Below are 22,081 nucleotides of genomic sequence, written 5' to 3' on the forward strand. Positions count from 1 at the left end.
GATAGTCGACCATAATTGCCCCGCGCGGTCAGGCGCGGTTCACCAGCCAAAGGAGTGGCAAGATGTATTTCTGGTATGGAGTGGTCACCCAACTCGCCAAGCATGTCAAGGGCAAGCCCGACAGGGCCATCATCAAGGATCTGAGCAGTGGCCGGACGTTGCTGGTCGCGCTGTCGACCAATGCGTTGGTGCGGATCAATCTGGACAAAACCAAGATCCACAACGCAAGCGACAATGCGCCCTGGGCGGACGACACGGAAAAGCCATATGTTCAGGTAGGCACCGAAGTCGTGCTGACGACTGAGGTGAATCATTTTCCGACGGACGCGAGTCAGGTCGTGTCCATTAACTTCCGTTACGCCATTGAATTGGTGACAGGCAACTTGCTGGGTCCACTTCCCGTGCGGGGCATCGTGGTCATCTACCATGATTTTCTGGATGAAAAGAGCAGGGGCGACTCCGGCGCGGCGTTTGCCAAATCAATTGAGTGCTGGAGCGAAAAGCTCGGCCGTCCTTGTTGGCTGATCAATGCCAACTCGACATTGAGCAGTGTGGTGGCACGTCTCGAAATGATTGCGGCGCAGAAAAAGGGTGTTGCGGTCGTCGACACGATCCTGATTGTGACCCACGGTCGAGAGGGATGCCTTTACATCGGTGACCCGAATGATGTGAAGGACGAGAACTTCATTGCCGAGGCTGAAACGGGGCGCCGTTACTCCAGCGCCCAAGCCTTTGGCGCCAAGCTGCAAAGCCTGTTCGGCGCGGATTTGGCCATCGGCATCTATTCGTGCAATTTCTTGAATAGCGCGGCAGGTGGCCGGGTGGCCATCGAGCTTCGAAGCTCTTCCGGCGCAAGGGCCGTCTATGGTGCCCAGGGGACAGTGCATTTGATGCCCAATATGGGCCAACGGCCGACGGCGTTGTGCGACGAGTGCTATGCCGTATTTTCAGCGGATGAGATCAAGCACTACGCAAGCGAACAAATACCGGTGTTTGACATTTGACTTGACCCGCCCGGTTCGACGGGCGTCGGACAAAAGATCTGCCGCCGCAGCATGGCCTGTGCGTCAGTCTTCATTGCGACTAGCGTACTATCCGTCGAACCTGCCCACCCCGAGACGGATCCTCAATGTCCAATCCCGCCCAACGCCCCCTCTGGCAAACCTACTTTCTGTTCCTGGCGCCGATGGTGCTGTCGAACTTCCTGCAATCGATGTCCGGCACGGTCAACAGCATCTACATCGGCCAGATGCTCGGCACCCAGGCGCTGGCGGCGGTGTCGGGGATGTTCCCGATCATCTTTTTCTTCATTGCGCTGGTCATCGGCCTCGGTGCCGGGGCGGGCGTGCTGATCGGCCAGGCGTGGGGCGCGCGGGAGGCGCACATGGTCAAGGCGATCTCCGGGGCGACGTTGCTGCTGGGCGTCTTGATCGGTCTGGCGGCGGCGGTGCTGGGCAGCGTGTTCGCGCGGCCGGCGTTGCAGGGGCTGGGCACGCCGGCGGATGTGCTGGACGACGCGGTGGCCTATGCCCACGTGATGATGTGGATTCTGCCGTCGATGCTGGTGTTCGTGCTGTTCACCCAGTTGCTGCGCGGGGTGAGCGACACGCTGTCGCCGCTGCTGGCGCTGATGGTCTCGACCGGCGTCGGCCTGGCGCTGACGCCGGCCTTGATCCGCGGTTGGCTGGGGTTGCCGCAGATGGGCATCCAGAGCGCGGCGTACGCGGGGCTGGCGGGCAACCTGGCGGCGATGGGCTGGCTGGCGTGGCGGCTGATCCGCAAGGGGCACCCGCTGGCGCCGGACCGGGAGTTTTTCGCGGCGCTGCGCCTGGACGGGGCGATCCTGGGCAAGGTGCTGCGCATCGGCCTGCCGACCGGCGTGCAGATGATCGTGCTGTCACTGTCGGAACTGGTGATTCTGGCGCTGGTGAACCAGCACGGTTCCCAGGCGACGGCGGCCTATGGCGCGGTGACGCAGATCGTCAACTACGTGCAGTTCCCGGCGCTGTCGATCGCCATCACCGCGTCGATCCTCGGCGCCCAAGCCATCGGCGCCGGCCGGCTCGAACGGCTGGGGCCGATCCTGCGCACAGGGCTCTGGATCAACGTGGGCCTGACCGGCGGCCTGATCGTGCTGGGCTACCTGGCGTCGCACTGGTTGCTGGGGCTGTTCCTGACCGAGGACGCGACCCGGGCAATGGCCGAGCACCTGCTGCACATCATGCTGTGGAGCCTGCTGGTGTTCGGCTTCCAGGCGATCATCGGCGGGATCATGCGCGCCAGCGGCACGGTGCTGGTGCCGGTGGGGGTGGCGATCTTGTGTGTGGTCGGCGTGCAGTTGCCGGCCGCCTACTGGCTGGACGGGCAGTACGGCCTTCAGGGCGTGTGGATGGCCTTTCCGCTGGCGTACCTGGGGATGCTGGTGCTGCAGACGCTGTATTACAGAATGGTCTGGCAGCATCAGAAGATCGAACGGCTGGTGTAGCCCCTGAGGCGAGGGAGCAAGCTTCCTCGCCCCAGGGATGGCTGCTTGCCGGTCAGGCGCTGCCGGCCCAGAGCGGAGGGCGGCGAGCCCGCCACGGCAGGGCCTGCTCCAGTTGCGCCGCCAGTCGCAGCAGCACGTCATCGGCGCCGAAGCGGGCGGCCAGTTGCAGGCCGATCGGCAGTCCGCTGCGGGACAGGCCCAACGGCAGCGAAATCGCCGGGGTTCCCGCCACGTTGAACACCGGCGTGAACGGCGAATGTTCGAACACCCGTGCCGTCCATTGCCGACCGTCCAGTCGCTCGGCGCCGTGGTTGTAGGTGCCGAGGGCCTGCGGCAATTGCGGCAGGGTCGGGGTCAGCAGCACATCGACCGTCCCGAACCACGCGGCGACCTGCCGGGCGATGCTGTTGCGCAGTTCCAGCGCCGCCGCGAAGTCCGTGCCCCGGGATTGCTGGCCGAAGGCGTAGCAGGCGAGGGTGGCCGGTTCCAGGGTGCTGCGGTCGACGGGCCGGCGGGCGACACCGGCGAGGTGGTCGATCCAGCGCACCAGGCTCGCGCACCAGATGTGCGCGTTGGCTTCGACGAAGGCGTCCCACGAGACGCCCAGCGGCGCTTGCGCGGTCTCGACCCGGTGGCCGAGCGATTCGAGTTCGCGGGCTGCGGCGGACAGGGCCTCCTTGATCTGCGGATCGACGGCGGCGCCGTTCCATGGCGTGTCGAGCACGCCGATGCGCAAACGGCCCGGATCGCGGCCGACCTGGGCCAGAAAACCCTCGGCCGGCGCGGCGGTGTGGTACGGGTCGCCCGGCGCACAGCCTTGCACCACGTCCATCAACGCCGCGCTGTCGCGCACCGAACGCGACAGGCCCAACTGCACGCCGAGCCCGGCGAACACTTCGTCCATCACCGGCCCATGGGAACTGCGGCCGCGGGTCGGTTTGAGCCCCACCAGACCGTTGAACGCCGCCGGCACCCGGATCGAGCCCGCCGCATCGGTGGCGTGGGCAATGGGCACGATGCCGGCGGCGACGGCCGCCCCGGCGCCGCCGCTGGAACCGCCGGCGGAGCGTTGCGGATCCCACGGGTTGCGCGTCGGCCCTTGCAGGACGGAGTCGGTTTCGGTGCTGAACGCCATTTCCGGCGTGGTGGTGCGGCCCAGCGTGACCAGGCCGGCGGCGTTGAAGCGTTGCATCAGGTGGGAATCGTTCGGTGCCACCAGCCCTTGGGCGAGGCGGCTGCCCAATTCGTTGCGGCGGCCGGCGGCGGTGATGGCCAGGTCCTTGATCAGGAACGGCACGCCGGCCAACGGGCCGCTGCCGGGCGTCACGGTCGGCGCCCAGTGTTCGATCACCGCGTTGAGCGACGGGTTGACCCGCTGCACGGCTTCGCTGGCCAAGTCGGCCAAGGCCTGCGGGGTGACGTCGCCGGCGGCGACCCGCCGCGCCAGGCCGATGCCGTCGTGGGCGGCGTATTCTTCGAGCTTCATCAGGGGCACTCCAGTAGGGGGAGGCTTGATCCTATGTCGCACCGGCGGTGCTGATTAGCCCATAATCCCGGCATGCAATGTGCCGCAAGCGGCATAATCCGCCGTCGGGAAGGTGTACGGATGAAGCGCGATTTGAACGATACGCTGGTGTTCCTGCAGGTGGTGCGCCTGGGCAGTTTCACGGCGGCGGCCCATGCCCTGCAGATACCCAAGACCACGGTCAGCCGGCGGGTCCGGGAGCTGGAGCAGGCCATCGGCGCACAACTGCTGCGCCGCACCACGCGCCAATTGAGCCTGACCGAGGCCGGCGCCGTGTACTACGAGCGATGCCAGTCCGTCGCCGACACCCTGGAGCAGGCCGAACACGCCGTGCAGCAGTTGCGCGAAGGACCCCGCGGCTGGCTGCGGGTGACGGTGCCGTTCTCGTTCGGCGTCAGTTGGTTCGCGCCGATGCTGGCCGGGTTTCGCCAACGCTATCCGCAGGTGCGCCTGGAGATCCTGGCGTCCCATGTGCCGCTGGATCTGGTGGGCGAGAAGATCGACCTGGCGCTGCGCCTCGGCGCGTTGCCGGACTCGAGCCTGATCGCCCGTCGGCTGGCGAGCTTTCCCACGGGCCTGTTCGCCGCGCCGGCCTACCTTGAGCGCGAGGGCCATCCCGCAGGTCCCGAAGACCTGATGCAGCACCGGACGCTGGCCTTGCACCAGGCCCGGCGCGATGTCGGTTATGTCTGGCCGTTGCGCCGGGCCGGCGGGCGGCTCAAGGATTACCGCGTCGACCCGCAGATCCTGGCCAACGACCCCGCGCTGCTGCGCGACGCCGTGCTGGCCGGCGAGGGGCTGACGCTGGCGATCGAACAGAGCCTGGATGAGGATGTGCGGGCCGGGCGGCTGGTGCGGGTGCTGCCCGAGTGGATCGGCCCGCCCCAGGACCTGAACGCGGTGACCGCCCGCGAGCACGTGCCGTCGCCGAAGGTCACCGCGCTGATCGCTTACCTGAAGGCGCACATGGCCGGCGATGTGGCATGAGCGGCGGATGTTTGCTTAAGTCAATCGAGGTGCCCGTGAACGGAGAGTCCCATGTCGACCCGATGGCTGTTGGCGGCTGTGTCGTGTCTGTGCGCGGTGTCCGCCGCGTCGGCGGCCGAGTACGAGCGGGTCAACACGGCGGCCAGCCAGATCAGTTTCACCTACAGCCAGATGGGCTCGCGGATGTACGGCACGTTCGGCAGGTTCGACGCCACCCTGGACCTTGACACCGACCGCCTCGCCGATGCCCGCACCACGCTGCGCATCGACCTCACCAGCATCGACGCCGGCAGCGAGGACGCCAACACCGAACTGGTGAAGCCGGCCTGGTTCGACACTGTGAAATACCCGGTGGCGGTGTTTGAGTCGAGCCGCTTCGAACCGGTCGGCAACGACCGCTACCGGGTCACCGGCCGGCTCACCCTCAAGGGCATTTCCCGCGAGGTGCAGGTGCCGGTGCACCTGAAACCGGGCAACGGCATCGGCATCTTCGACGGTGAGCTGACGCTCAGGCGCGACGACTTCGGCCTCGGCGCGGGGGAGTGGGCGGACACCGTGGTGTCGAAAGACATCGACATCAAGTTCAAGGTGGTGGCGCCGCAGCAGTGACGGGCCTCAGTAGGCCCGCCAATGCCCCGGCACCCAGCGCCACTGGTTGCCGCCCCAGCGGTAGTGGCCCTGCACCCAGTGATAGCCCGGCGCAGGCATGACCGGCACCACTTCCACCGGCGGCGGTGGCCGGTGCGGCCGGGCCGGGGCGACGACGCAGCCGGACAGGGTGATCGCCGCCAGCGCGGCGGCGATCAGGGTTTTGACGGATCGCGACATGACGGTGTTCCTGAAGAGGGGCATTTGCGGTCGGTTCACGGTCAGCGCACCCAATGGCCTTCGATCCAGTACCAGTTAGGCCCGCGCGCCTGCCAGTGCCCCGGTTTCCAGCGGGCGCCGTGGCGCGCCACCGGCTGCCAGTGGCCGGGCACCCAGGCGTAGCCGCGTCCTTCCCAGCGCCAGTGGCCCGGATCCCAGGCGTAGCCGGGGCGAGCGCCGGGCATCGGTTCCACGCGCATCGGCGGCGGCGCTTCCCGGATGATGACTTCGGGCTGGGCGAATACCGGCGTGCCGGCCAGCGCCGCGAACGTCAACGGCACCAGCAGCAGCGCTTTGCGCCAACGGGACAACGAACGGACAACGTTCATGACGACTCCTCAAGGCCTGCCTCGGAAAGTGAGCGCAGTTGAAGAATTGGACGCCGAATCGGCGAAAGATCCGCCGCCGGGCAAATGAAATTTTTGTCAGCCGCACGGCACCCTGCCTGAGCGGTTGCCCGGCGGTGCCATGCGCCGCCGGATCCGACGGACAGCCGCAATCCCCCGCACAAGGTATGATGTCGCCGCTTGCCGGGCATCAGTCGCCCGGCGACTGTGCCTTACGCCGGAGTCCGCCATGCCCCGCATCACCCACTTCAAGTCCCCGTGCCCCGAAGGCATCAACAGCCAGATTCTGCAGATGGTGGTCGATTACCTGACCGACATCAGCGCCATCGGCCTGGGCCCCAGCAACCTGCTGTACAACGTCTACCAGTACGCGGTCGGCTACGAGGTGCACCTGTACCTGGAGGCGTTGAACGGGGAGAAGGGCACGGAGGCGGAACTGTTGGTCGCCACTGACGAGGACGATCCGGAGCAGGTCGCCGGGTTCTTGCTGTACTTGCCGGTGCAGGGCGATTGGGAAGCGTGCAACGTCGCCTACCTGGCCGTGCGTGAAGGGTATCGGCGGCAAGGCGTGGCGCGGGCGATGGTCGGCGAGATGCTGGCCCGCTACCCCCATGCCGAACTGACGTGCACCGTGGGCAAGGTGCCGTACTTCGAGGCCATGGGCTTTCAGGTGATCGGCCAACGGGCGACGCAGGTGCTGATGAGCACCCGCCATCACCGCAGCAGCGGCTTGGCCGGTTTCATCGACACGACACCGATCTACCGTTCGCTGGAGGTGCAGCAGATCCACACCTACCTGCTGCACAAGCACGGCAAGCGGGCGATGCTCGATGCGGAAAAGCAGCGCGACCGGCATCTGGACCAGGTGACGCGGCGCACCGAAGCGTTTGTCCGCCAGCGTCTGACCCTGCACTGATTCCCCGAACGGCGGCACCGGTTCGCGCAGACAAAAAAAGAGCCTCAAGACTCTTTGATGGGGAGGAAGTAGAGCCCGTGAGGCTCAAGATGCGCATGAAGCGAGGCGCGGGCTTGATAGGGGTTCAATGCACCCGCGCCTACGCAGCGGTCTGGCGGACCAGCGGCTGCGTCACTCCATCGTAGGAAGGTGCGCGGGCGGCCTCAAGTACCGTCAGTCACCTGCTTTGCGGCTCTTTCGACCAGGGCGAGAATCACGGCGAACAGCTCGTCGCGGGCCTGGGGGGCTGTGATCTCCTCGCTGGCCGCCGCCTGGGACAGCGCCTCGGCGGCGCCCAGCATCGCGCGCAGGCTCGCCTGGGCGATGGCCCCGCCTTGGGTGAAGGGCAGCAGTGCATTTCGGCACTTTTCCAGGAAGATCGCTTCGTACTCCCGCTTGATTTTCTCCAGCTCCGGAGTGCTGGCCAATGCGGCGATCACCCCGGGAATCTCCTTGCCTTGGGTCAGCACGCAATCGACGTATTGCGTGGCGATCACCTGCGCAGTGTCGCTCAGGCGCGGCGCGCAGGTGGCCAGCGCGGCGTCCATCAGGGCGGTCTGGCGCCGGTCGAAATCCTGGTACAGCACGGCCAGCAGGCCGGCCCGGGTGGTGAAGTGGTCGTAGACCACCGGTTTGGTCACGCCGGCCTTTTCCGCCAGATAACCGAGGGTCAGGGCGTCGGTGCCTTGTTCGCGGATCAGTTGCCAGGCCTGGTCGAGCAGTTGGCGATGACGGTCCTCCCGCGACAGGCGTCGCCGGGGCTGGGCGGGTTTGGGGACTTCGGTGGTTGACATGGGTTATATACCAATCGTAGTTTACTTTCGGTAGCTTACCGATAGTAGCTTGTCTGGAGTATAGAGCCCCCGGCGAGCGTCCACCACCTGGAGATTCCCATGCACGCATTGATTGTTGTGGATCATCACGATGCCCGTTCATTGACCCATGCGCTGGCGCAGCGGATCGCGCACGGCGTGACGGCGGCCGATCCGGCCCACACGGTAGAGATCGCCGACCTGCATGCCGAAGGTTTCGACCCGCGTTTCACCCGTGCGGACTGGGCCGTGCACCACCGCGAATCGCCGCCGCCAGCGGATGTCCTGGCCGAGCAGGCGCGCATCGACCGCGCCGACGCGCTGGTGCTGGTCTTTCCGGTGTTCTGGTGGGCGATGCCCGGGCTACTCAAAGGCTGGATCGACCGGGTGTTCAGCAACGGCTGGGCGTTCGATTTCGACGGCGGCGCGGGGCTTTCGAAGAAACTGGGCCGCCTGCGCGTGCACCTGGTCGGCCTCGGCGGGGCGGACGCAGGCACTTATGGGCGGCATGGTTACGGCGCGGCGATGAAGGCGCAGATCGAGCACGGCATCTTCGATTACTGCGGGGCGACGATGGGTAGTTCGACGCTGTTGCTGGAATCGGAGCTGCACGATCCGGCGCTGCATCTTCAAACCGCCCACACGCTGGGGCTCGGCCTGTTCCAGTGAAGGCCGGCCCCGCGCGGTGCATCAGGCGCCGGGCCAGCCGGCCTTGCCGAGCGCGGCGAGCAAGGTGTCGGCGTCCAGCGCCGGCACCGAGTGCCCGTTGCCTTCGGTGGTCTCGGCGGCCAGCAAGGCGTTGATGATGGCTTCTTCGACCGCTTCGGTGGCCGCCAGGAACAGCGCGCTGATGTGGTCGTTGGTGACCATGCGCAGCCCGTCGCAGGTCGGCGCGCCTTTGCGTTCGTAGGCGGCGGGCGGGATATGGTCGTTGCCGGTGGCGAAGGCGATGAACAGGTCGCCGCTCTGGTCCTCGTTGCCGCCCCCGGTGCGGGCCAGGCCGAGGCTGGCCCGTTGCGCCAGGCGTGTGCATTGGTGCGGCAGCAGCGGCGCGTCGGTGGCCAGGCACACCACGATCGATCCCATGCCCGGATGGGGCAGGGCCGCGTCCGTGAACGGTGAGGCTTTCGGTTCCAGAAAGCGGCCCACCGGGTAGCCGTCGACTCGCAGTTCCCGGCGCACGCCATGGTTGGCCTGGACGATGGCCCCCACCGTCCAGCCGCCCTGGGTCGCGCCCAGCCGGCGCGAGGCGGTGCCGATGCCGCCCTTGAACTCATGGCAGACCATGCCGCTGCCGCCGCCGACGGCGCCTTCTGGCACCGGGCCGCCCGTCGCCGCGTTGGCGGCATCGAATACGTGCTCGGGCTTCACGTGAAAACCGTTGATGTCATTGAGCAAGCCGTCGAAGGTCTCCAGCACCACCGGCATGTTCCAGTACAGGCGGCCGTCGTCCGGTTGCTGCGCCCGGTCCAGCGCGATCAACGCATCGCGCACCACACCCAGGCTGTGGGTGTTGGTGAAGGCCACCGGGCTGGTCAACAGGCCCGCTTCGCGAATCCACTCCAGCCCCGTGGCGTCGCCGTTGCCGTTGAGCACATGCACCCCGGCGAAACACGGTTGGCGGTTGGTCGAGCCGGCGCGGGGTTCGATCAGGGTGACGCCGGTGCAGATGTCGCGGCCGGCGGCGCTGCGGCCGCGTACGCTGCTGTGGCCCACCCGCACGCCGGGCACGTCGGTGATGGCGTTGAGCGGTCCGGGCTGCAACCGGCCGATGCGGATGTTCAGGTCTCTGGCGCGGGGTTTCATCGGTTCAGTCTCTCGGTAAAGGTGAGGAAGTGTGCACAAAAGGGTGACAGTTGCAGGGCACTGCAGGCGCCAGTGCCTTGCCGGGCGGTGAACCTGCTGACGCCTTCGCGGGCAAGCCCGCTCCCACAGGGATCTGGGGGTGGAGGAAAAGCTGTGGCCACCTTGCTATTGGCCATTCTTGACCTTGCTCCACACCCGCGTGCGCACCCGTTCGGTGGCTTTGGGCAGCGGTTCGAGGGTGAACAACGTCGCCATCGCCGACGCGGGCGGGTACACCGCGAGGTTGTCACGGGTGGCTGCGTTGAGCAGCGCGGTGGCCGCGCGGTTGCCGTTGGGGTAGGACAGGTGCTCGGTGACCGGCGCGATCACCTCCGGGCGCAGCAGGTAATCGATGAACGCCAGGCCTTGGGCCGGGTGCGGCGCGTCCTTGAGCAGCACCAGCGTGTCGAACCACACCGGCGCGCCTTCCTTGGGCAGACTGTAGGCGATTTTCACGCCGTTGCCGGCCTGTTCGGCGTTGGTCTTGGCTTCGAGCATCGCCCCCGACCAGCCGACCGCCACGCAGATGTTGCCGTTGGACAGGTCGCTGATGAATTTCGACGAATTGAAGTAGGCGATGTGCGGGCGCAGCTTGAGCAGCAGCGCTTCGGCCTTGCGGTAGTCCTCGGCGTCGGTGCTGTTGGGCGGCAGGCCGAGGTAATGCAGGGCCACCGGCAGCATCTCCGAAGGGGAGTCGAGCATGGCCACGCCGCATTCGCCCAGCCTGGCCAGGTTCTCCTCCTTGAACACCAGGTCCCAGGAATCCACCGGCGCGTTGTCGCCGAGGGCGGCGCGCACCTTGTCGATGTTGTAGCCGATGCCGTTGGTGCCCCACAGGTAGGGCACGGCGTAGCGGTTGCCGGGGTCGTTGTCGGCCAGTTTGCCGAGCAGGCCGTCGTCCAGGTTCTTCCAGCCCGGCAGTCGGTCGCGGGGCAGCGGGGCGAGCGCGCCGGCCTGGATCAGGGTCGGCAGGCTGTAGTTGCTGGCCACCACCACATCGTAGCCGCTGCGGCTGGTCAAAAGCTTGCCTTCCAGCACCTCGGCGCTGTCGAAGGTGTCGTACACCGGCTCGATGCCGCTGTCGCGCTTGAAGTCATGCAGGGTCGTCGGGCCGATGTAGTCGTACCAGTTGTAGACGTGCACGCTCGGCGCGTCAGTGGCCATGGCGGCCGAAGCCACCGCCACGCAGGCGCCAAGGCCCAGGTTGATATACCCACGGTGACGACGCATGATGCGGCACTCCTGGCCTGCGGCAGGCCGGTGATTGACGGGAGCGCTCAGGCTATCGGCCCGGCGCCGGCCCTCCCATTCCCATCAAGGGTTACTCAAAAGGGGTAGTGCGTGGACGCATTGCTGAAGGAACTGCCCGTTCACCAGAGCCTGGCGCGGATGTTCGCCGCCGTGGGCCAGGACGGTTTCTGGCGCGCGCTGGTGGACACCCTGCGGTTGCTGGTGCCGCTGGACAATGCCCTGGTGGCGTTGATGGCGCCGGGCCGGGCGCCGCAGTTGCTGACCGATTTCGACAGCGCGGCCCGCCCCGACGAGCAGGAAGACCTGGCCGGCTACAGCGCCGGCCTGTACCAGCTCGACCCGTTCCACCAGGCGGCGGTCGCCGGCATCGCCGACGGCCTGCACAGCCTCGCGTCGGTGGCGCCGGACCAGTTCATGCAGAGCGAGTACTACCAGAGCTACTTCCGCTCGGTGGTCGGGGCCGATGAGTTGCAGTTTCTGGTCAACGTCGAGGGGGGTGTGCTGAGCCTGTCGTTGGGCCGTTCGACGGTGTTCGGCACCGAAGAACAAGGGCGCCTGCTGTGCGTGCGCGACTGGGTGCTGGCGGCGATGCGCCGGCATGCGCAGTTGCTGCCGCCGCAAGGGGCGGTCGCCGAAGCGCCGGCCGGGGATCTGGCGACGTTGCTCGACCGCTTCGACGCGCGACTGACGTCGCGGGAAATCGACACCGCGCGGCTGATCCTGCAAGGCTTTTCCAGCAAGGCCATCGCCCGGGAGCTGGGCATCTCGCCTGAGACCGTGAAGGTGCACCGGCGCAACCTCTACCACAAGCTCAACGTCACCGGGCACGGCGAGTTGTTCGCGCTGGTGCTGCGGCCTGTCTGACACACCGCCATCGCCGGCAGGCGGGCTCCCCCAGGGATCCGGGTGTTCGCAAGAGGTTTGTGCACCGCAAAAACTGTAGGAGCTTGCCTGCAAGCGATAGGGCCGGCACAGCCGACAACGAGGGTGCCTGACAGACCGCTATCGCCAGCAGGCTGGCTCCGGCAAAGGGAATCAGTCCAGGCGCCTGAACACCAAGGCCTTCAGGCCGCTTTCCGGGTCGATGTCGGGGAACTCCGGCGGGTTCTCCAGCCGCCGTTCGAACCGCAGCCCCGGCGCTTCCCGCGTTACGCCCTCGATCAGGAAATCCGGGCCGAACGACGGATCGTTCATGCAGGCCAGCACCGTGCCTTGCGGCGTCAGCAGTTCCGGCAGGCGGCGCAGTACGCGCCGGTAGTCCTTGGTCAGCAGAAAACTGCCTTTCTGGAACGACGGCGGGTCGATGATCACCAGGTCATAAGGCCCGCCGTTGATCACCTTGCCCCAAGACTTGAACAGGTCATGGCCGAGGAAACTCACCTTGCCCAGGTCATGCCCGTTCAGCCGGTGGTTGTCCCGGCCCCGGCTCAGGGCGGCGCGGGACATGTCCAGGTTGACCACATGGCGGGCGCCGCCCTCGATGGCCGCCACGGAAAAGCCGCAGGTGTAGGCGAACAGGTTCAGCACCCGCTGGCCCGCCGCTTGCCCGCGCACCCAGTCGCGCCCGTAGCGCATGTCGAGGAACAGCCCGGCGTTCTGCTTGCGGCCCAGGTCCACCCGGTACTTCAGGCCACCCTCGACGAGAGTCATCTCGTCGACTTCCTCGCCCAGCAGCCATTCGGCGGTGCTTTGCGGCAGGTAACGGTGCTGGATCAGCAACGTGTGGGCGCCGGACTGGCGCCACTGCGCCGATCCGGTGAGGTCCAGCAGCATCCGCTTGAGGGCTTCGAGCTGATCCGCCGGCGGTTCCTTGAACAGCGACACCAGCACCACGCCCTGTAGCCAGTCCACGGTGACCTGCTCCAGGTCCGGCCAGCAGCGCCCGCGCCCGTGGAACAGGCGGCGGGTCTCGGCGGGCGGCGAGGCCAGCGCGTCGAGCAGATGGGCATGGAGGAGGGCAAGGGCTTGAGGGGTCATCAATCGGAATCGGCAAACGAAAAGGGCGGGCATTTTACCCACAAATCCGGCGTCGCGGACTGCCCTTGCGGGCAGCGGGAAAATCGTCTGTACCAAAAAATGAATTTCCTCGCAGGCAGCGGCTCCTACCAGATAAGAAGCGGATCCGATCCGCGACACTGTTCATGCAATTCAGGGAGTGACCGTTCATGTGCCCAGTACCGACAGCGAATTCGCACCGGCCTGGCAGGTTGATTCTGGTGGTCGAGGACGATCCGCTGATTCTGGAGTTTCTCTGCGAAATCCTGCAGGAGGAGGGTTTCCGGGTCGAGCCGCAGACCAGCGCCGACGCGGCGTCGGAGTATCTGGAGGCCCACGCGCCGGAGGTGGCGCTGCTGCTCACCGACATCACCATGCCGGGCACGCTCAACGGAGCGGACCTGGCCAACCTGGTGGGCGACCGCTGGCCGGACAAACCGGTGATGGTCATGTCCGGCTACGAGACGCCGCAGACCTCCGGGGTGCGGCATCCGGTGGCCTTCATCAAGAAGCCCTGGGCCATCGGGCAGTTGCTCGACTGCGTGGCTGTCGCCTTCCAGTCCAAGGGCCCGCGCCTGCTGCACTGATCCGCTGCGCAAGTGTTACATTGCCGGGCACATTAGCCCGGCCCCTTGCCAGAGGATGCGACCCCTTGCCTGCCCTTGATGCTGTGCTCAACCGCGCGTTCGGCGCGTTCCTGTTCGACATGGACGGCACCGTCCTCAATTCCATCGCCGCCGCCGAGCGGATCTGGACGGCGTGGGCAGTGCGCCACGGGGTGGACGTCGAGACGTTCCTGCCGACCATCCACGGTGTGCGCGCCATCGACACCATCCGGCGGCTGAACCTGCCGGGGGTGGATGCGCAGGCGCAGGCGGCGTACATCACTGTGGCGGAAATCGAAGACGTCGAGGGCGTTGTCGAGATTCTCGGCGCGGCGGCGTTCCTCAAGGCGTTGCCGGCGGACCGCTGGGCCATGGTGACGTCCGCCCCGCGGGACCTGGCTCTGCGGCGGATGGCGGCGGCGGGGATCCCGGAGCCGGCGGTGATGATCACCGCCGAAGACGTGACCGCCGGCAAACCGGACCCGGCCGGCTACCGACTGGCGGCGGCGCGCCTGGGCGTCGAGCCGGGCGATTGCCTGGTCTTCGAGGACGCGACCGCCGGCATCCTCGCGGCCGAGGCCGCCGGCGCGCCGCTGATGGTCGTCACCGCGACCCACCAGCACCCGCTTCAGACCCCGCACGCGACGATAGACCGTTACGACGGGCTGCAGGTCCGCGCCGGCAGCGACGGGCGGTTGTCGCTCAGCGCAACGCGGCAGGAAGGCTGACCGCAGGCAGCCAAGACAAGGCATGCCGGGCCCTGTCGGGGCCAGCCTGCTGGCGATAGCGGTGGGGCAGGCACCACAGAGGTCGGCAGTGCCGGCCTCATCGCTGGCAAGCCAGCTCCCACAAGGCTCCCGGGTGTCCACAGAATCCCTGTACACCACAAAACCTGTGGGAGCTGGCTTGCCAGCGATGGCGGCGCGTCAGACGCCGATGATGTCGGCACCCTGGATCAATAAATGCCCGGCAACAAGCGCCAGGTGCGGGCGCAATAGGCGTCGTACTCGCTGCCGAACTGCGCCCTCAGCAGGGCTTCCTCGGAGTGGATGCGCGCGATCAGCGGGATCAGCGTCACCGCCGCCAGCAGCAGGCCCACCGTTGAACGGAACGCCAAGGCCCAGCCGACGGCGTTCACCACCAGCCCCAGGTAGCTCGGGTTGCGCAGGCGCCGGTAAATGCCGTCGGTGACCAGCCGGTGCCCCGGCTGGATGGCCACCAACCCGCTGAAACGGTGCCCCAGCACGAACACCGGCCACAGGCGCAATGCGCCGCCGGCGATGAACAGCACCGCCCCCACCCAGCGCACGCCTTCGCGGCCGAAGGTCCAGAAGCCGATCCGGTCGCAATACGCCGGCAGCACGGCGCTGACCAGCCCGATCACGCCGAACGCCGGGATCACCCAGCGGTTGGCCCGGTCTTCCCGTTCGCCGGAACTCAAATTCACCTCGCTGAACAGCGAGGCCACCACCATCGCCAGGGTCGCCAGCGCCACCACCACCAGCGCCCCGTGGGAGAAGAACACGGCCACGCCGCCGATGCCCCACATCGCCAGGCCCAGGTACGCGAGCGTGGCCAGCACCGCGACGACGGTCATCTGTGCAGACATCTTCATGGAACCCTCAAACCTGACTGCCGTTGCGTTGAGTGTAGTTGCCGGTTCCGTCGCGCGGGGTTCCGCGGCGCGGTGGGCTAAGCTTGAGGAAGGGACATCCGCCATCCTCACCGACCGCGGCCCGGCGCGGATGTCGCCGGGCCGCGGCGCATACCGGAGGCCGTCATGCTGCACATCCGCACGCCGTTGATCCTTCATCCGACGCTCTCGACACCGCAGCGGCGCATCTGGCTGAAACTGGAGAACCTGCAACCGGGCGGCTCGTTCAAGCTGCGCGGCATGGGCCTTTTGTGCAGCCAGGCGGCTGCGCAGGGCAAGCTCAAGGTGGTGTGCCCGTCCGGTGGCAACGCAGGGCTGGCCACCGCGGTGGCGGCGGCGCGGCTAGGCTTGCAGGCCTGCATCGTAGTGCCGCACACCACCCCGGAGGCCACCCGTGCGCGCATCCGCCGGGCCGGGGCCGAGGTGATCGTGCACGGCAAGGTCTGGGACGAGGCCAACCAACGGGCGCGGGAACTGGCGGGCGCGGCGGACACCGAATACGTGCCGGCCTTCGACCACCCGGTGCTGTGGCGCGGGCACAGCTCGATGGTCGATGAAATCCTCCAGGACTGCCCGCAGGTCGACACCGTGGTCACCTCGGTGGGCGGCGGCGGGTTGCTGGCGGGGATCCTCACCGGGCTGCTGCGCCACGGGCGCCGCGACTGCCGCATCGTCACCTGCGAGACCCAGGGCGCCGCCTCGTTCGCGGCGGCGGTCGAGGCCGGCCACCCGGTGCGCCTGAGCCGGATCGACACCGTGGCCACCTCCCTCGGCGCGGCCCAGGTGGCGGCCTGGCCGGTGGCGCACATCGGCGAGTTCGCCCACCAATGCCTGGTGCTGTCCGACGACGACGCGATCCTGGGCGTGGTGCGCTACGCCAGCGACCTGCGCCAACTGGTCGAGCCGGCCTGCGGCGTTTCGCTGGCGGCGGCCTACCTCGACCACCCGGCGCTGGCCGGTGCCCACGACGTGGTGATCATCGTGTGCGGCGGGGTCAGCATCAGCGCGCAACTGGTGGCGGGGTGGGCGCGCACCACCGACCAATAGTCGGTGCCGGCGCCGCTGCGGCGAACAGGGGCTATTCTGGACAGATCCGTTTTTGCGCCTAGGCTCTGTGTGAAAAGCCTTGATACTCGGTGATGCTGCGTTGAAAACAGCCTCGGAATGCTCATTTACAACCCGTAAACTCCGCTTCCTCGGCTGTTTTCGCCTTGCCTGACCTTCGTCTCAAGACTTTTCACACAGACCCTAAGGTACCCGCGATGATCAACCTGGCCACAGCCCATCTGTTCGCCGGCTACAAGCGCTGGGCCAACCGGCGCCTGTTCGACAGCCTGCAAGCGTTGCCGGCGGAAGAAATCACCCGTGAGCGCAAGACCATCTTTAAAACCATGCTCGGCACGCTGAACCACATCTACGTGGTCGACCGGATCTGGCAGGCGCACCTGGAAGGCCGCAGCCACGGCTTCGAAACGTCCCACGATTTGGTCTACGCCGATCTCGCCGAGCTGCGTCGGGCCCAGGAAGAGGCCGATGACTGGTATTGCGCCTGGAGCGCCGGGCAGACCGAAGCGTCGCTGAACCACCCGGTGGACTTCACGTTCGTGTCCGGCGACGGCGGCACGATGAACGCCGGGGCGATTTTCCTGCATGTGGTCAATCACAACAGCTACCACCGGGGCTGGGTGATCCAGATGTATTTCGAGATCCCGCAGATGCCGCCGATGACCGACCTGCCGGTGTACCTGCGCGAGGTCGACCCCGGCTTCAAGGCATTCAGTGCGCCGGCAGCGGCGCCGACATGTGACGGGCAATCAGCGAGCGCAGCCAGCGTTCCGCCGGATCGTTGTCGTTGACCCCGTTCCAGACCATCGACAGCTCCGAGGGAATGATCTCGAACGGCGGCTCGTCGGCCCGCAGCATGCCGCTGCCTTCGACCAGCGCGCAGGCGGCGAAGTCCGGCACGGTGGCGAGCATGTCGGTGCCGGCCAGGATCGCCCGCAGCGGCGCGAACTGCGGCACCGCCAGGACCACCCGGCGCGAACGGCCGATCCGGGCCAGGTCGTTGTCGATGGCGCCGCCCAGATCCCCGGAGAACGACACCAGCGCATGGGGCCGTTCGCAGTAGTCGTCCAGGGTCAGCGCGCCGGGACGGTCGTCGCCGCGCAGGATCTTGCAGCGCAGGTCGCGCAGTTTCTTGCGCTTGGCGTTGGCCGGCAGGTCGGTGGTGTAGCTGACGCCGACGGAGATCTCGCCGCAGGCGAGCATCGACGACATCAGCAGGAAATTCACCCGGCGGATCACCACCACGACATTCGGCGCCTCGTCGCGCAGTTGCTTGAGCAGCGGCGGCAGCAGGCCGAACTCGGCGTCGTCGGACAGGCCGATGCGGAACACGTCGCGGCTGCTCAGCGGGTCGAAGTCCTTGGCCCGGCTGACCGCGCCGGAGATGGTGTCCATCGCCGGCTGCAATTCTTTGAGGATCGCCAGGGCCCGCTGGGTCGGCTCGAGGACGCGGCCGTTGCGCACCAGCAACGGATCGTCGAACAGGTCCCGCAGCTTGGCCAGCGAAGCGCTGACGGCGGGCTGGCCGAGGAACAGCTTTTCCCCGGCGCGGGTCAGGTTCTTCTCGAACATCAGGGTCTCGAAAATCACCAGCAGGTTCATGTCGACGCGGCGCAGGTCGTTGCGGTTCATGCCGATGGGCTCCGGGGTGGCGGAGCCCTCAGTGTAGGAGTTGGCGCGGGATCTGTGAGGCCGGCAGGCCGGATCCTGCAGTTCAGCGGGGAAGGGGAGCCTTCAGGGCTGTGAAATCAGGCTCTCCCGGCAGTCGAGCACCAGCTTCGCGCCGCCCAGTTCGCTGCGGCCGACCGCCAGGCTGAAGCCGTGCAGGCTGACGATCGCCGCGACGATCGACAGCCCCAGACCGAAGCCGTTTTTCGGTTGCCCGCCCTCGGCGCGGTAGAAGCGCTGGAACACCGCCTCGCGTTCGGACTCCGCAATGCCGGGGCCGGAGTCGTGCACTTCGATCCGCGTGTGTCCCGCCTCGTCGACCCCGCGCAAAATCACCGTACCGCCGGGCGGGGTGAACTTGATCGAGTTGCTCAGCAGGTTGGCCACCGCCTCGAACAGCAGCGCCCGGTCGCCGTTCAGGCGCGGCAGGGACTGGGGCATGTGCAGTTCGAAGCGCAGTTGGTCTTCCTCGGCCAGCGGCAGGTAGAACTCGTGCAGTTCCTGAAGCAACTGCACCGGCTCCAGTTCGACGAACCCCGAGCGGCGCTGCCGGTCCTCCAGCTCGGAGATCCGCAGCAGGCCGCGAAAGCGCGCCATCAGCGTATCGGCCTCGGCCAGCACCAGATCGAGCTGCGCCGCTTCGTGCGAGCCTTCGCCGGCCTGCTGCTGCATGCGGTACAGCTGCGCCCGCAGACGGGTCAGCGGGGTGCGCAGGTCGTGGGCGATGTTGTCGCACACGCCTTTGACTTCGTTCATCAGCCGCTCGATGCGCTCGAGCATGGCGTTGACGATGGCGGCGAGCATGTCCAGCTCGTCGCGCCGGTTGGACAGCGGCAGGCGCCGGGTCAGGTCGCCGGCGACGATGGCCTGGGCGCTGGCCTGGATCGCGCGGATCCGGCGCAGCGGCCGGCGGCGCAGCAGGTGCCAGCCGGCGATGCCCGGCAGGATGGTCAGCGACACGCCCCACAGCAGCGCGTGCAGGATGATCCGGGTCACGGCGAACAGCGAACCGTTGTCCCGCAGCAGGATCAGCCAGCGGCCGTCGCGGGTCTGGGTCGCCACGGCGTCGCAGCTGTCGGCGGGCAGGGTCGGGTCGTCGGAGTCGGCGCAGTCGGCCAGGGTGTGGATCTTGCCGTCCAGCGGCAGGCCGTCGGGGATCTGCTGCAAGGCGCCGCCCAGGTAACGGCGGTGCGCATCGAACAGGCCGTAGGCGTCGATGCCGCGGATGTCGAAGGTCATGCTCGCGGCCAGCGCGTCTTCCAGCTGCTCGCCGCGAAAGTGGGAAAACAGGTGCTGGCGCTGCATCAGCGAATGCTTGGCCAGGTTGTCGAGGTAGCTCGACACCTCGAAGTACATGACCCCCATCAGGATCGCGCTCCAGGCCACGAACAGCGAACTGTAGAGCGCCAGCAGCCGGCTGCTGGAGGAGCGCCAGCCGTCAGACGGGTTCGGCAATGACATAACCCGAGCCTCGCACCGTACGGATCAGCGGGACATTGCCCGGCGGGTCGATCTTCTTGCGCAGGCGGCCGATGTGCACGTCGATCAGGTTGGTGCCCGGGTCGAAGTGATAGCCCCACACCTCTTCGAAAATCATCATGCGCGACAGGATCTGGCCGCTGTTGCGCATCAGGAACTCCAGCAGCTTGTATTCGGTGGGCAGCAGCGTCAGCACCTGCTCGGCGCGGCGGGCCTCGTGGCTGATCAGATCCAGCTCCAGGTCCGCCACCTTCAGTGTGGTCGGCTGGGCGCCGCCGTTGTGCTGGCGGCGCAGCAGCACTTCGACCCGGGCCGCCATCTCGTCGGTGGCGAAGGGTTTGGTCAGGTAGTCGTCGCCGCCGGCCCGCAGCCCGCGCACCCGCTCATCGACGTCGGAGAGGGCGCTGATCATCAGGATCGGCGTGGCCACGCCCATGGTGCGCAGGGTGGTGACGATGGCCAGGCCGTCGAGCTCGGGGAGCATGCGGTCCAGGGTGATCAGGTCGTAGTGACCGTTGACGGCGCGTTCCAGGCCTTCGCGGCCATTGTCCACCCAATCCACGTCGAGCCCGTGGCTGCTCAGTTCGGCGACGATCTCCCGGGCGGTCACGGCGTCGTCTTCGATGGTCAGGATGCGAGTCATGAGGGGCCTGCTGATCGGTTCAAACGGAATGGCTGCATTTTGCCAACATTTAGCGGTAACGCTTTAAATTAACTTTCATGTTTTAGCCGTCAACGAGCGAAACCGGAAATCCCGTTTGCCGCAACCTTGATATCATCTGGCCACAAATTCAATCGGAAGGGACACCGTGGGCACCATGATTGGCAGAGGCTGGGTACCGTTGACGGGCTTGTTGCTGGCGCTGGCGTGCGCTTCGGCCTCGGCGGCCAACACACCGTGCTCGGGCAAGAAGGGCGGGATCGCCCGTTGCGACGGGGACCTGTTCCTGTGCAACGACGGTTCCATCAGCGGTTCGAAGAAAAGCTGCGCGGCGATGTTCGGCGAGCGGGGCGCGGCAAGACCGCAAACGCTGCTGCAAAGCGACGACGGTTGCGCCTGCGGCACCGGCTCGTTCTGCACCGGGCCGCGCGGCGGGGTCTACTGCCTGACGCCCAGCGGCAACAAGAGCTACCGGCGCAAGTGACCTTCGCCTGAGCCAATGCATAAAACCCGCTGCGATCGCGCCGTCGTTGCAAACTGCATGGCCGATGCCCGTCGGCAATTTTCAACCCACTGAAAAACAACGATTTATTCAAGAGCGTGGTCTGGCACGGTCGGTGCAATTCGTCTGATGACGAGTTGTAACACCATCTTTCATGCCGGGAGCGCCACAACAATGAATAGATCCTCCGATGGGTTTTATCCTGACTATGAAGCCGGGGCGGGCACGGTCTCGGGCGCGTCTTGGGGCGCCATCTTCGCCGGTGCGGCGGCCGCCGCTGCCCTGTCGACGATCCTGGTGCTGCTGGGCATCGGCCTGGGGTTCTCGGCGGTATCGCCGTGGGCCGGGGAGGGCGTCAGCGCCAAGGGCCTGGGCATCTCCGCCATCGTCTGGCTGGCGGCCACGCAAATCGTCGCCTCGGGCCTGGGCGGCTACATCGCCGGGCGCTTGCGGGTGAAGTGGGCCGCCCTGCACGGTGACGAAGTGTACTTTCGCGACACCGCCCACGGCTTCCTGGCCTGGTGCGTGGCGACGCTGGTCACCGCGACCCTGGTCGCAGGCTCGGTCAGCGGCCTGGTCGGCGGCGGCCTGCACGCCGGTGCCCAGGCGGTCGGCGGTGCGGCCGGCAGCCTGACGCAAGCCGCGGGCACCGACACCGAGCGTTACGGCTACTTCGTCGACAGCCTGTTCCGCGACGGGCGTCCCGCCGCCGTGAGCGACGATGCCGTGCGCGGTGACGTGACCCGGATCTTCGCCCAGAGCCTGGCCAACGGTCAGCTCAGCGCCGAGGACCGTAGCTACCTCGCCCAATTGGTCGCGCAACGCACCGACCTGACCCAGGCCGATGCCGAACGCCGGGTCGACGACGTGTATGCCCGCACCCAGAAAGCCATCGCCGACGCCAAGCTCAAGGCGCAGCAAGCGGCCGATGCCGCCGCCAAAGCGGCCGCCTGGACATCGTTGTGGATGTTCGTCGCCCTGTTGGCCGGCGCGTTCTTCGCCAGTCTCGCGGCCACGTTCGGCGGTCGCCGCCGGGATGCGGTCGAGTATGTCGAGGTCGAGACCTACGCCGCCGTCAGCGTTCCCCCTGTCCGTTAACCGAGGAGTTTCGCCATGCGCTCATTACTGCTGTTTTTCCTTGGCGTGCCGATCCCGATCATCATCCTGATCGCCCTGTTCGTGCACTGACGCACCCTCCACTCAGGCCTGCCTGTCCCCGGTCGTCGGATCGACCCCGGGCAGCAGGCCTTTCACTGGCCTGGATCAATATTCCCTCTCGCGGTATCCCCTACCGTAAAACTTCCACGCCCTTGCCGCTGGATCGACTACATTGCTTGCGCGCGCACTGATGCTGCGCTGACGCAGGAACCGCTGCCGG

The 22,081-nt window shown here is 67.0% G+C and carries 24 protein-coding genes; 13 read left to right on the top strand and 11 right to left on the bottom strand.

Annotated elements, in window-relative coordinates; all coding sequences use genetic code 11:
* The first annotated feature begins 62 nt into the window (after positions 1–62).
* Complete coding sequence (locus tag KVG96_RS07735) at positions 63–1,004, top strand: DUF4347 domain-containing protein (protein ID WP_217891470.1); 942 nt, start codon at positions 63–65, stop codon at positions 1,002–1,004.
* A 125-nt stretch (positions 1,005–1,129) separates the two neighbouring features.
* Positions 1,130–2,485: an MATE family efflux transporter gene (locus KVG96_RS07740; RefSeq protein WP_217891471.1), complete on the top strand. Its 1,356-nt coding sequence runs from the start codon at positions 1,130–1,132 to the stop codon at positions 2,483–2,485.
* A 52-nt stretch (positions 2,486–2,537) separates the two neighbouring features.
* Here the strand turns inward: KVG96_RS07740 and KVG96_RS07745 are convergent, their stop codons facing one another.
* Complete coding sequence (locus KVG96_RS07745) at positions 2,538–3,971, bottom strand: amidase (protein WP_217891472.1); 1,434 nt, start codon at positions 3,969–3,971, stop codon at positions 2,538–2,540.
* Positions 3,972–4,091: 120 nt separating this feature from the next.
* On the opposite strand from KVG96_RS07745, the gene KVG96_RS07750 reads away from it, so the two are divergent.
* Together KVG96_RS07750 and KVG96_RS07755 are read left to right on the top strand one after the other, a co-directional pair.
* Entirely contained in the window at positions 4,092–4,997 is a 906-nt protein-coding gene (locus tag KVG96_RS07750) for a LysR family transcriptional regulator (RefSeq protein ID WP_217891473.1), read from the top strand.
* A 51-nt stretch (positions 4,998–5,048) separates the two neighbouring features.
* The gene (locus tag KVG96_RS07755; RefSeq protein WP_217891474.1) at positions 5,049–5,606 is read left to right on the top strand and encodes a YceI family protein; all 558 of its coding nucleotides are present in this window, start codon (positions 5,049–5,051) and stop codon (positions 5,604–5,606) included.
* 6 nt (positions 5,607–5,612) lie between these two features.
* Here KVG96_RS07755 and KVG96_RS07760 read toward each other — a convergent pair whose 3' ends face one another.
* On the bottom strand, positions 5,613–5,825 hold the full coding sequence (locus KVG96_RS07760) for a YXWGXW repeat-containing protein (protein WP_085637608.1): 213 nt from the start codon (positions 5,823–5,825) through the stop codon (positions 5,613–5,615).
* Positions 5,826–5,866: 41 nt separating this feature from the next.
* Positions 5,867–6,193 carry a YXWGXW repeat-containing protein gene (locus tag KVG96_RS07765; RefSeq protein ID WP_217891475.1) on the bottom strand — a complete coding sequence of 109 codons (327 nt, stop codon included), beginning with the start codon at positions 6,191–6,193 and terminating at the stop codon, positions 5,867–5,869.
* A 247-nt stretch (positions 6,194–6,440) separates the two neighbouring features.
* On the opposite strand from KVG96_RS07765, the gene KVG96_RS07770 reads away from it, so the two are divergent.
* Complete coding sequence (locus KVG96_RS07770; RefSeq protein WP_217891476.1) at positions 6,441–7,127, top strand: GNAT family N-acetyltransferase; 687 nt, start codon at positions 6,441–6,443, stop codon at positions 7,125–7,127.
* A 203-nt stretch (positions 7,128–7,330) separates the two neighbouring features.
* Here KVG96_RS07770 and KVG96_RS07775 read toward each other — a convergent pair whose 3' ends face one another.
* On the bottom strand, positions 7,331–7,960 hold the full coding sequence (locus KVG96_RS07775) for a TetR/AcrR family transcriptional regulator (protein ID WP_217891477.1): 630 nt from the start codon (positions 7,958–7,960) through the stop codon (positions 7,331–7,333).
* A 99-nt stretch (positions 7,961–8,059) separates the two neighbouring features.
* Here KVG96_RS07775 and KVG96_RS07780 point away from each other — a divergent pair, with 99 nt between their 5' ends.
* Positions 8,060–8,647 (top strand): NAD(P)H-dependent oxidoreductase, encoded by a 588-nt coding sequence (locus tag KVG96_RS07780; RefSeq protein ID WP_217891478.1) that lies wholly within the window; start codon positions 8,060–8,062, stop codon positions 8,645–8,647.
* Between the two features lie 21 nt (positions 8,648–8,668).
* On the opposite strand, the gene KVG96_RS07785 is transcribed toward KVG96_RS07780, so the two are convergent.
* Together KVG96_RS07785 and KVG96_RS07790 are read right to left on the bottom strand one after the other, a co-directional pair.
* Positions 8,669–9,784: a DmpA family aminopeptidase gene (locus tag KVG96_RS07785; RefSeq protein WP_217891479.1), complete on the bottom strand. Its 1,116-nt coding sequence runs from the start codon at positions 9,782–9,784 to the stop codon at positions 8,669–8,671.
* Between the two features lie 165 nt (positions 9,785–9,949).
* Entirely contained in the window at positions 9,950–11,053 is a 1,104-nt protein-coding gene (locus KVG96_RS07790) for an extracellular solute-binding protein (RefSeq protein WP_217891480.1), read from the bottom strand.
* A gap of 111 nt (positions 11,054–11,164) precedes the next feature.
* Here KVG96_RS07790 and KVG96_RS07795 point away from each other — a divergent pair, with 111 nt between their 5' ends.
* Positions 11,165–11,938 carry a helix-turn-helix transcriptional regulator gene (locus tag KVG96_RS07795; protein ID WP_217891481.1) on the top strand — a complete coding sequence of 258 codons (774 nt, stop codon included), beginning with the start codon at positions 11,165–11,167 and terminating at the stop codon, positions 11,936–11,938.
* 171 nt (positions 11,939–12,109) lie between these two features.
* On the opposite strand, the gene KVG96_RS07800 is transcribed toward KVG96_RS07795, so the two are convergent.
* Positions 12,110–13,051 (bottom strand): class I SAM-dependent methyltransferase, encoded by a 942-nt coding sequence (locus KVG96_RS07800; protein ID WP_217891482.1) that lies wholly within the window; start codon positions 13,049–13,051, stop codon positions 12,110–12,112.
* A gap of 188 nt (positions 13,052–13,239) precedes the next feature.
* Here KVG96_RS07800 and KVG96_RS07805 point away from each other — a divergent pair, with 188 nt between their 5' ends.
* Both KVG96_RS07805 and KVG96_RS07810 read left to right on the top strand, forming a co-directional pair.
* Positions 13,240–13,656 (top strand): response regulator, encoded by a 417-nt coding sequence (locus KVG96_RS07805; protein WP_217891483.1) that lies wholly within the window; start codon positions 13,240–13,242, stop codon positions 13,654–13,656.
* A 65-nt stretch (positions 13,657–13,721) separates the two neighbouring features.
* The gene (locus KVG96_RS07810; RefSeq protein WP_217891484.1) at positions 13,722–14,402 is read left to right on the top strand and encodes an HAD-IA family hydrolase; all 681 of its coding nucleotides are present in this window, start codon (positions 13,722–13,724) and stop codon (positions 14,400–14,402) included.
* Between the two features lie 227 nt (positions 14,403–14,629).
* Here KVG96_RS07810 and KVG96_RS07815 read toward each other — a convergent pair whose 3' ends face one another.
* Positions 14,630–15,289 (bottom strand): methyltransferase family protein, encoded by a 660-nt coding sequence (locus tag KVG96_RS07815; protein ID WP_217891485.1) that lies wholly within the window; start codon positions 15,287–15,289, stop codon positions 14,630–14,632.
* Between the two features lie 165 nt (positions 15,290–15,454).
* Between KVG96_RS07815 and KVG96_RS07820 the strand changes: the two genes are divergently transcribed.
* Complete coding sequence (locus KVG96_RS07820; protein WP_217891486.1) at positions 15,455–16,375, top strand: pyridoxal-phosphate dependent enzyme; 921 nt, start codon at positions 15,455–15,457, stop codon at positions 16,373–16,375.
* Between the two features lie 215 nt (positions 16,376–16,590).
* On the top strand, positions 16,591–17,184 hold the full coding sequence (locus tag KVG96_RS07825) for a DinB family protein (RefSeq protein ID WP_217891487.1): 594 nt from the start codon (positions 16,591–16,593) through the stop codon (positions 17,182–17,184).
* Here the strand turns inward: KVG96_RS07825 and KVG96_RS07830 are convergent.
* The 3 genes from KVG96_RS07830 to KVG96_RS07840 form a co-directional block, all read right to left on the bottom strand.
* The gene (locus tag KVG96_RS07830) at positions 17,105–18,025 is read right to left on the bottom strand and encodes a LysR substrate-binding domain-containing protein (protein ID WP_217891488.1); all 921 of its coding nucleotides are present in this window, start codon (positions 18,023–18,025) and stop codon (positions 17,105–17,107) included. The two genes, KVG96_RS07825 and KVG96_RS07830, sit on opposite strands and share 80 nt — an antisense overlap.
* Before the next feature lie 102 nt (positions 18,026–18,127).
* Positions 18,128–19,522, bottom strand: coding sequence for a sensor histidine kinase (locus tag KVG96_RS07835; protein ID WP_217891489.1), 1,395 nt, complete (start codon positions 19,520–19,522; stop codon positions 18,128–18,130).
* Positions 19,500–20,183: a response regulator transcription factor gene (locus KVG96_RS07840; RefSeq protein WP_217891490.1), complete on the bottom strand. Its 684-nt coding sequence runs from the start codon at positions 20,181–20,183 to the stop codon at positions 19,500–19,502. Before KVG96_RS07840 ends, KVG96_RS07835 begins: the two co-directional genes overlap by 23 nt.
* Before the next feature lie 175 nt (positions 20,184–20,358).
* Between KVG96_RS07840 and KVG96_RS07845 the strand changes: the two genes are divergently transcribed.
* Both KVG96_RS07845 and KVG96_RS07850 read left to right on the top strand, forming a co-directional pair.
* On the top strand, positions 20,359–20,685 hold the full coding sequence (locus KVG96_RS07845) for a YdcA family protein (protein WP_217892454.1): 327 nt from the start codon (positions 20,359–20,361) through the stop codon (positions 20,683–20,685).
* Positions 20,686–20,877: 192 nt separating this feature from the next.
* Positions 20,878–21,801, top strand: a complete 924-nt coding sequence (locus KVG96_RS07850) for a hypothetical protein (protein ID WP_217891491.1) — start codon at positions 20,878–20,880, stop codon at positions 21,799–21,801.
* Positions 21,802–22,081 lie beyond the last annotated feature (280 nt).

The sequence above is a fragment of the Pseudomonas ekonensis genome (assembly GCF_019145435.1).
GTDB classification, from domain to species: Bacteria; Pseudomonadota; Gammaproteobacteria; order Pseudomonadales; family Pseudomonadaceae; genus Aquipseudomonas; species Aquipseudomonas ekonensis.

Bases quoted from the DNA above. Each gene is read 5' to 3' on its own strand.
- KVG96_RS07735 (WP_217891470.1), top strand. From the start codon at position 63: ATGTATTTCTGGTATGGAGTGGTCACCCAACTCGCCAAGCATGTCAAG.
- KVG96_RS07740 (WP_217891471.1), top strand. From the start codon at position 1,130: ATGTCCAATCCCGCCCAACGCCCCCTCTGGCAAACCTACTTTCTGTTC.
- KVG96_RS07745 (WP_217891472.1), bottom strand. From the start codon at position 3,971: ATGAAGCTCGAAGAATACGCCGCCCACGACGGCATCGGCCTGGCGCGG.
- KVG96_RS07750 (WP_217891473.1), top strand. From the start codon at position 4,092: ATGAAGCGCGATTTGAACGATACGCTGGTGTTCCTGCAGGTGGTGCGC.
- KVG96_RS07755 (WP_217891474.1), top strand. From the start codon at position 5,049: ATGTCGACCCGATGGCTGTTGGCGGCTGTGTCGTGTCTGTGCGCGGTG.
- KVG96_RS07760 (WP_085637608.1), bottom strand. From the start codon at position 5,825: ATGTCGCGATCCGTCAAAACCCTGATCGCCGCCGCGCTGGCGGCGATC.
- KVG96_RS07765 (WP_217891475.1), bottom strand. From the start codon at position 6,193: ATGAACGTTGTCCGTTCGTTGTCCCGTTGGCGCAAAGCGCTGCTGCTG.
- KVG96_RS07770 (WP_217891476.1), top strand. From the start codon at position 6,441: ATGCCCCGCATCACCCACTTCAAGTCCCCGTGCCCCGAAGGCATCAAC.
- KVG96_RS07775 (WP_217891477.1), bottom strand. From the start codon at position 7,960: ATGTCAACCACCGAAGTCCCCAAACCCGCCCAGCCCCGGCGACGCCTG.
- KVG96_RS07780 (WP_217891478.1), top strand. From the start codon at position 8,060: ATGCACGCATTGATTGTTGTGGATCATCACGATGCCCGTTCATTGACC.
- KVG96_RS07785 (WP_217891479.1), bottom strand. From the start codon at position 9,784: ATGAAACCCCGCGCCAGAGACCTGAACATCCGCATCGGCCGGTTGCAG.
- KVG96_RS07790 (WP_217891480.1), bottom strand. From the start codon at position 11,053: ATGCGTCGTCACCGTGGGTATATCAACCTGGGCCTTGGCGCCTGCGTG.
- KVG96_RS07800 (WP_217891482.1), bottom strand. From the start codon at position 13,051: ATGACCCCTCAAGCCCTTGCCCTCCTCCATGCCCATCTGCTCGACGCG.
- KVG96_RS07805 (WP_217891483.1), top strand. From the start codon at position 13,240: ATGTGCCCAGTACCGACAGCGAATTCGCACCGGCCTGGCAGGTTGATT.
- KVG96_RS07815 (WP_217891485.1), bottom strand. From the start codon at position 15,289: ATGAAGATGTCTGCACAGATGACCGTCGTCGCGGTGCTGGCCACGCTC.
- KVG96_RS07820 (WP_217891486.1), top strand. From the start codon at position 15,455: ATGCTGCACATCCGCACGCCGTTGATCCTTCATCCGACGCTCTCGACA.
- KVG96_RS07825 (WP_217891487.1), top strand. From the start codon at position 16,591: ATGATCAACCTGGCCACAGCCCATCTGTTCGCCGGCTACAAGCGCTGG.
- KVG96_RS07830 (WP_217891488.1), bottom strand. From the start codon at position 18,025: ATGAACCGCAACGACCTGCGCCGCGTCGACATGAACCTGCTGGTGATT.
- KVG96_RS07835 (WP_217891489.1), bottom strand. From the start codon at position 19,522: ATGTCATTGCCGAACCCGTCTGACGGCTGGCGCTCCTCCAGCAGCCGG.
- KVG96_RS07840 (WP_217891490.1), bottom strand. From the start codon at position 20,183: ATGACTCGCATCCTGACCATCGAAGACGACGCCGTGACCGCCCGGGAG.
- KVG96_RS07845 (WP_217892454.1), top strand. From the start codon at position 20,359: ATGATTGGCAGAGGCTGGGTACCGTTGACGGGCTTGTTGCTGGCGCTG.
- KVG96_RS07850 (WP_217891491.1), top strand. From the start codon at position 20,878: ATGAATAGATCCTCCGATGGGTTTTATCCTGACTATGAAGCCGGGGCG.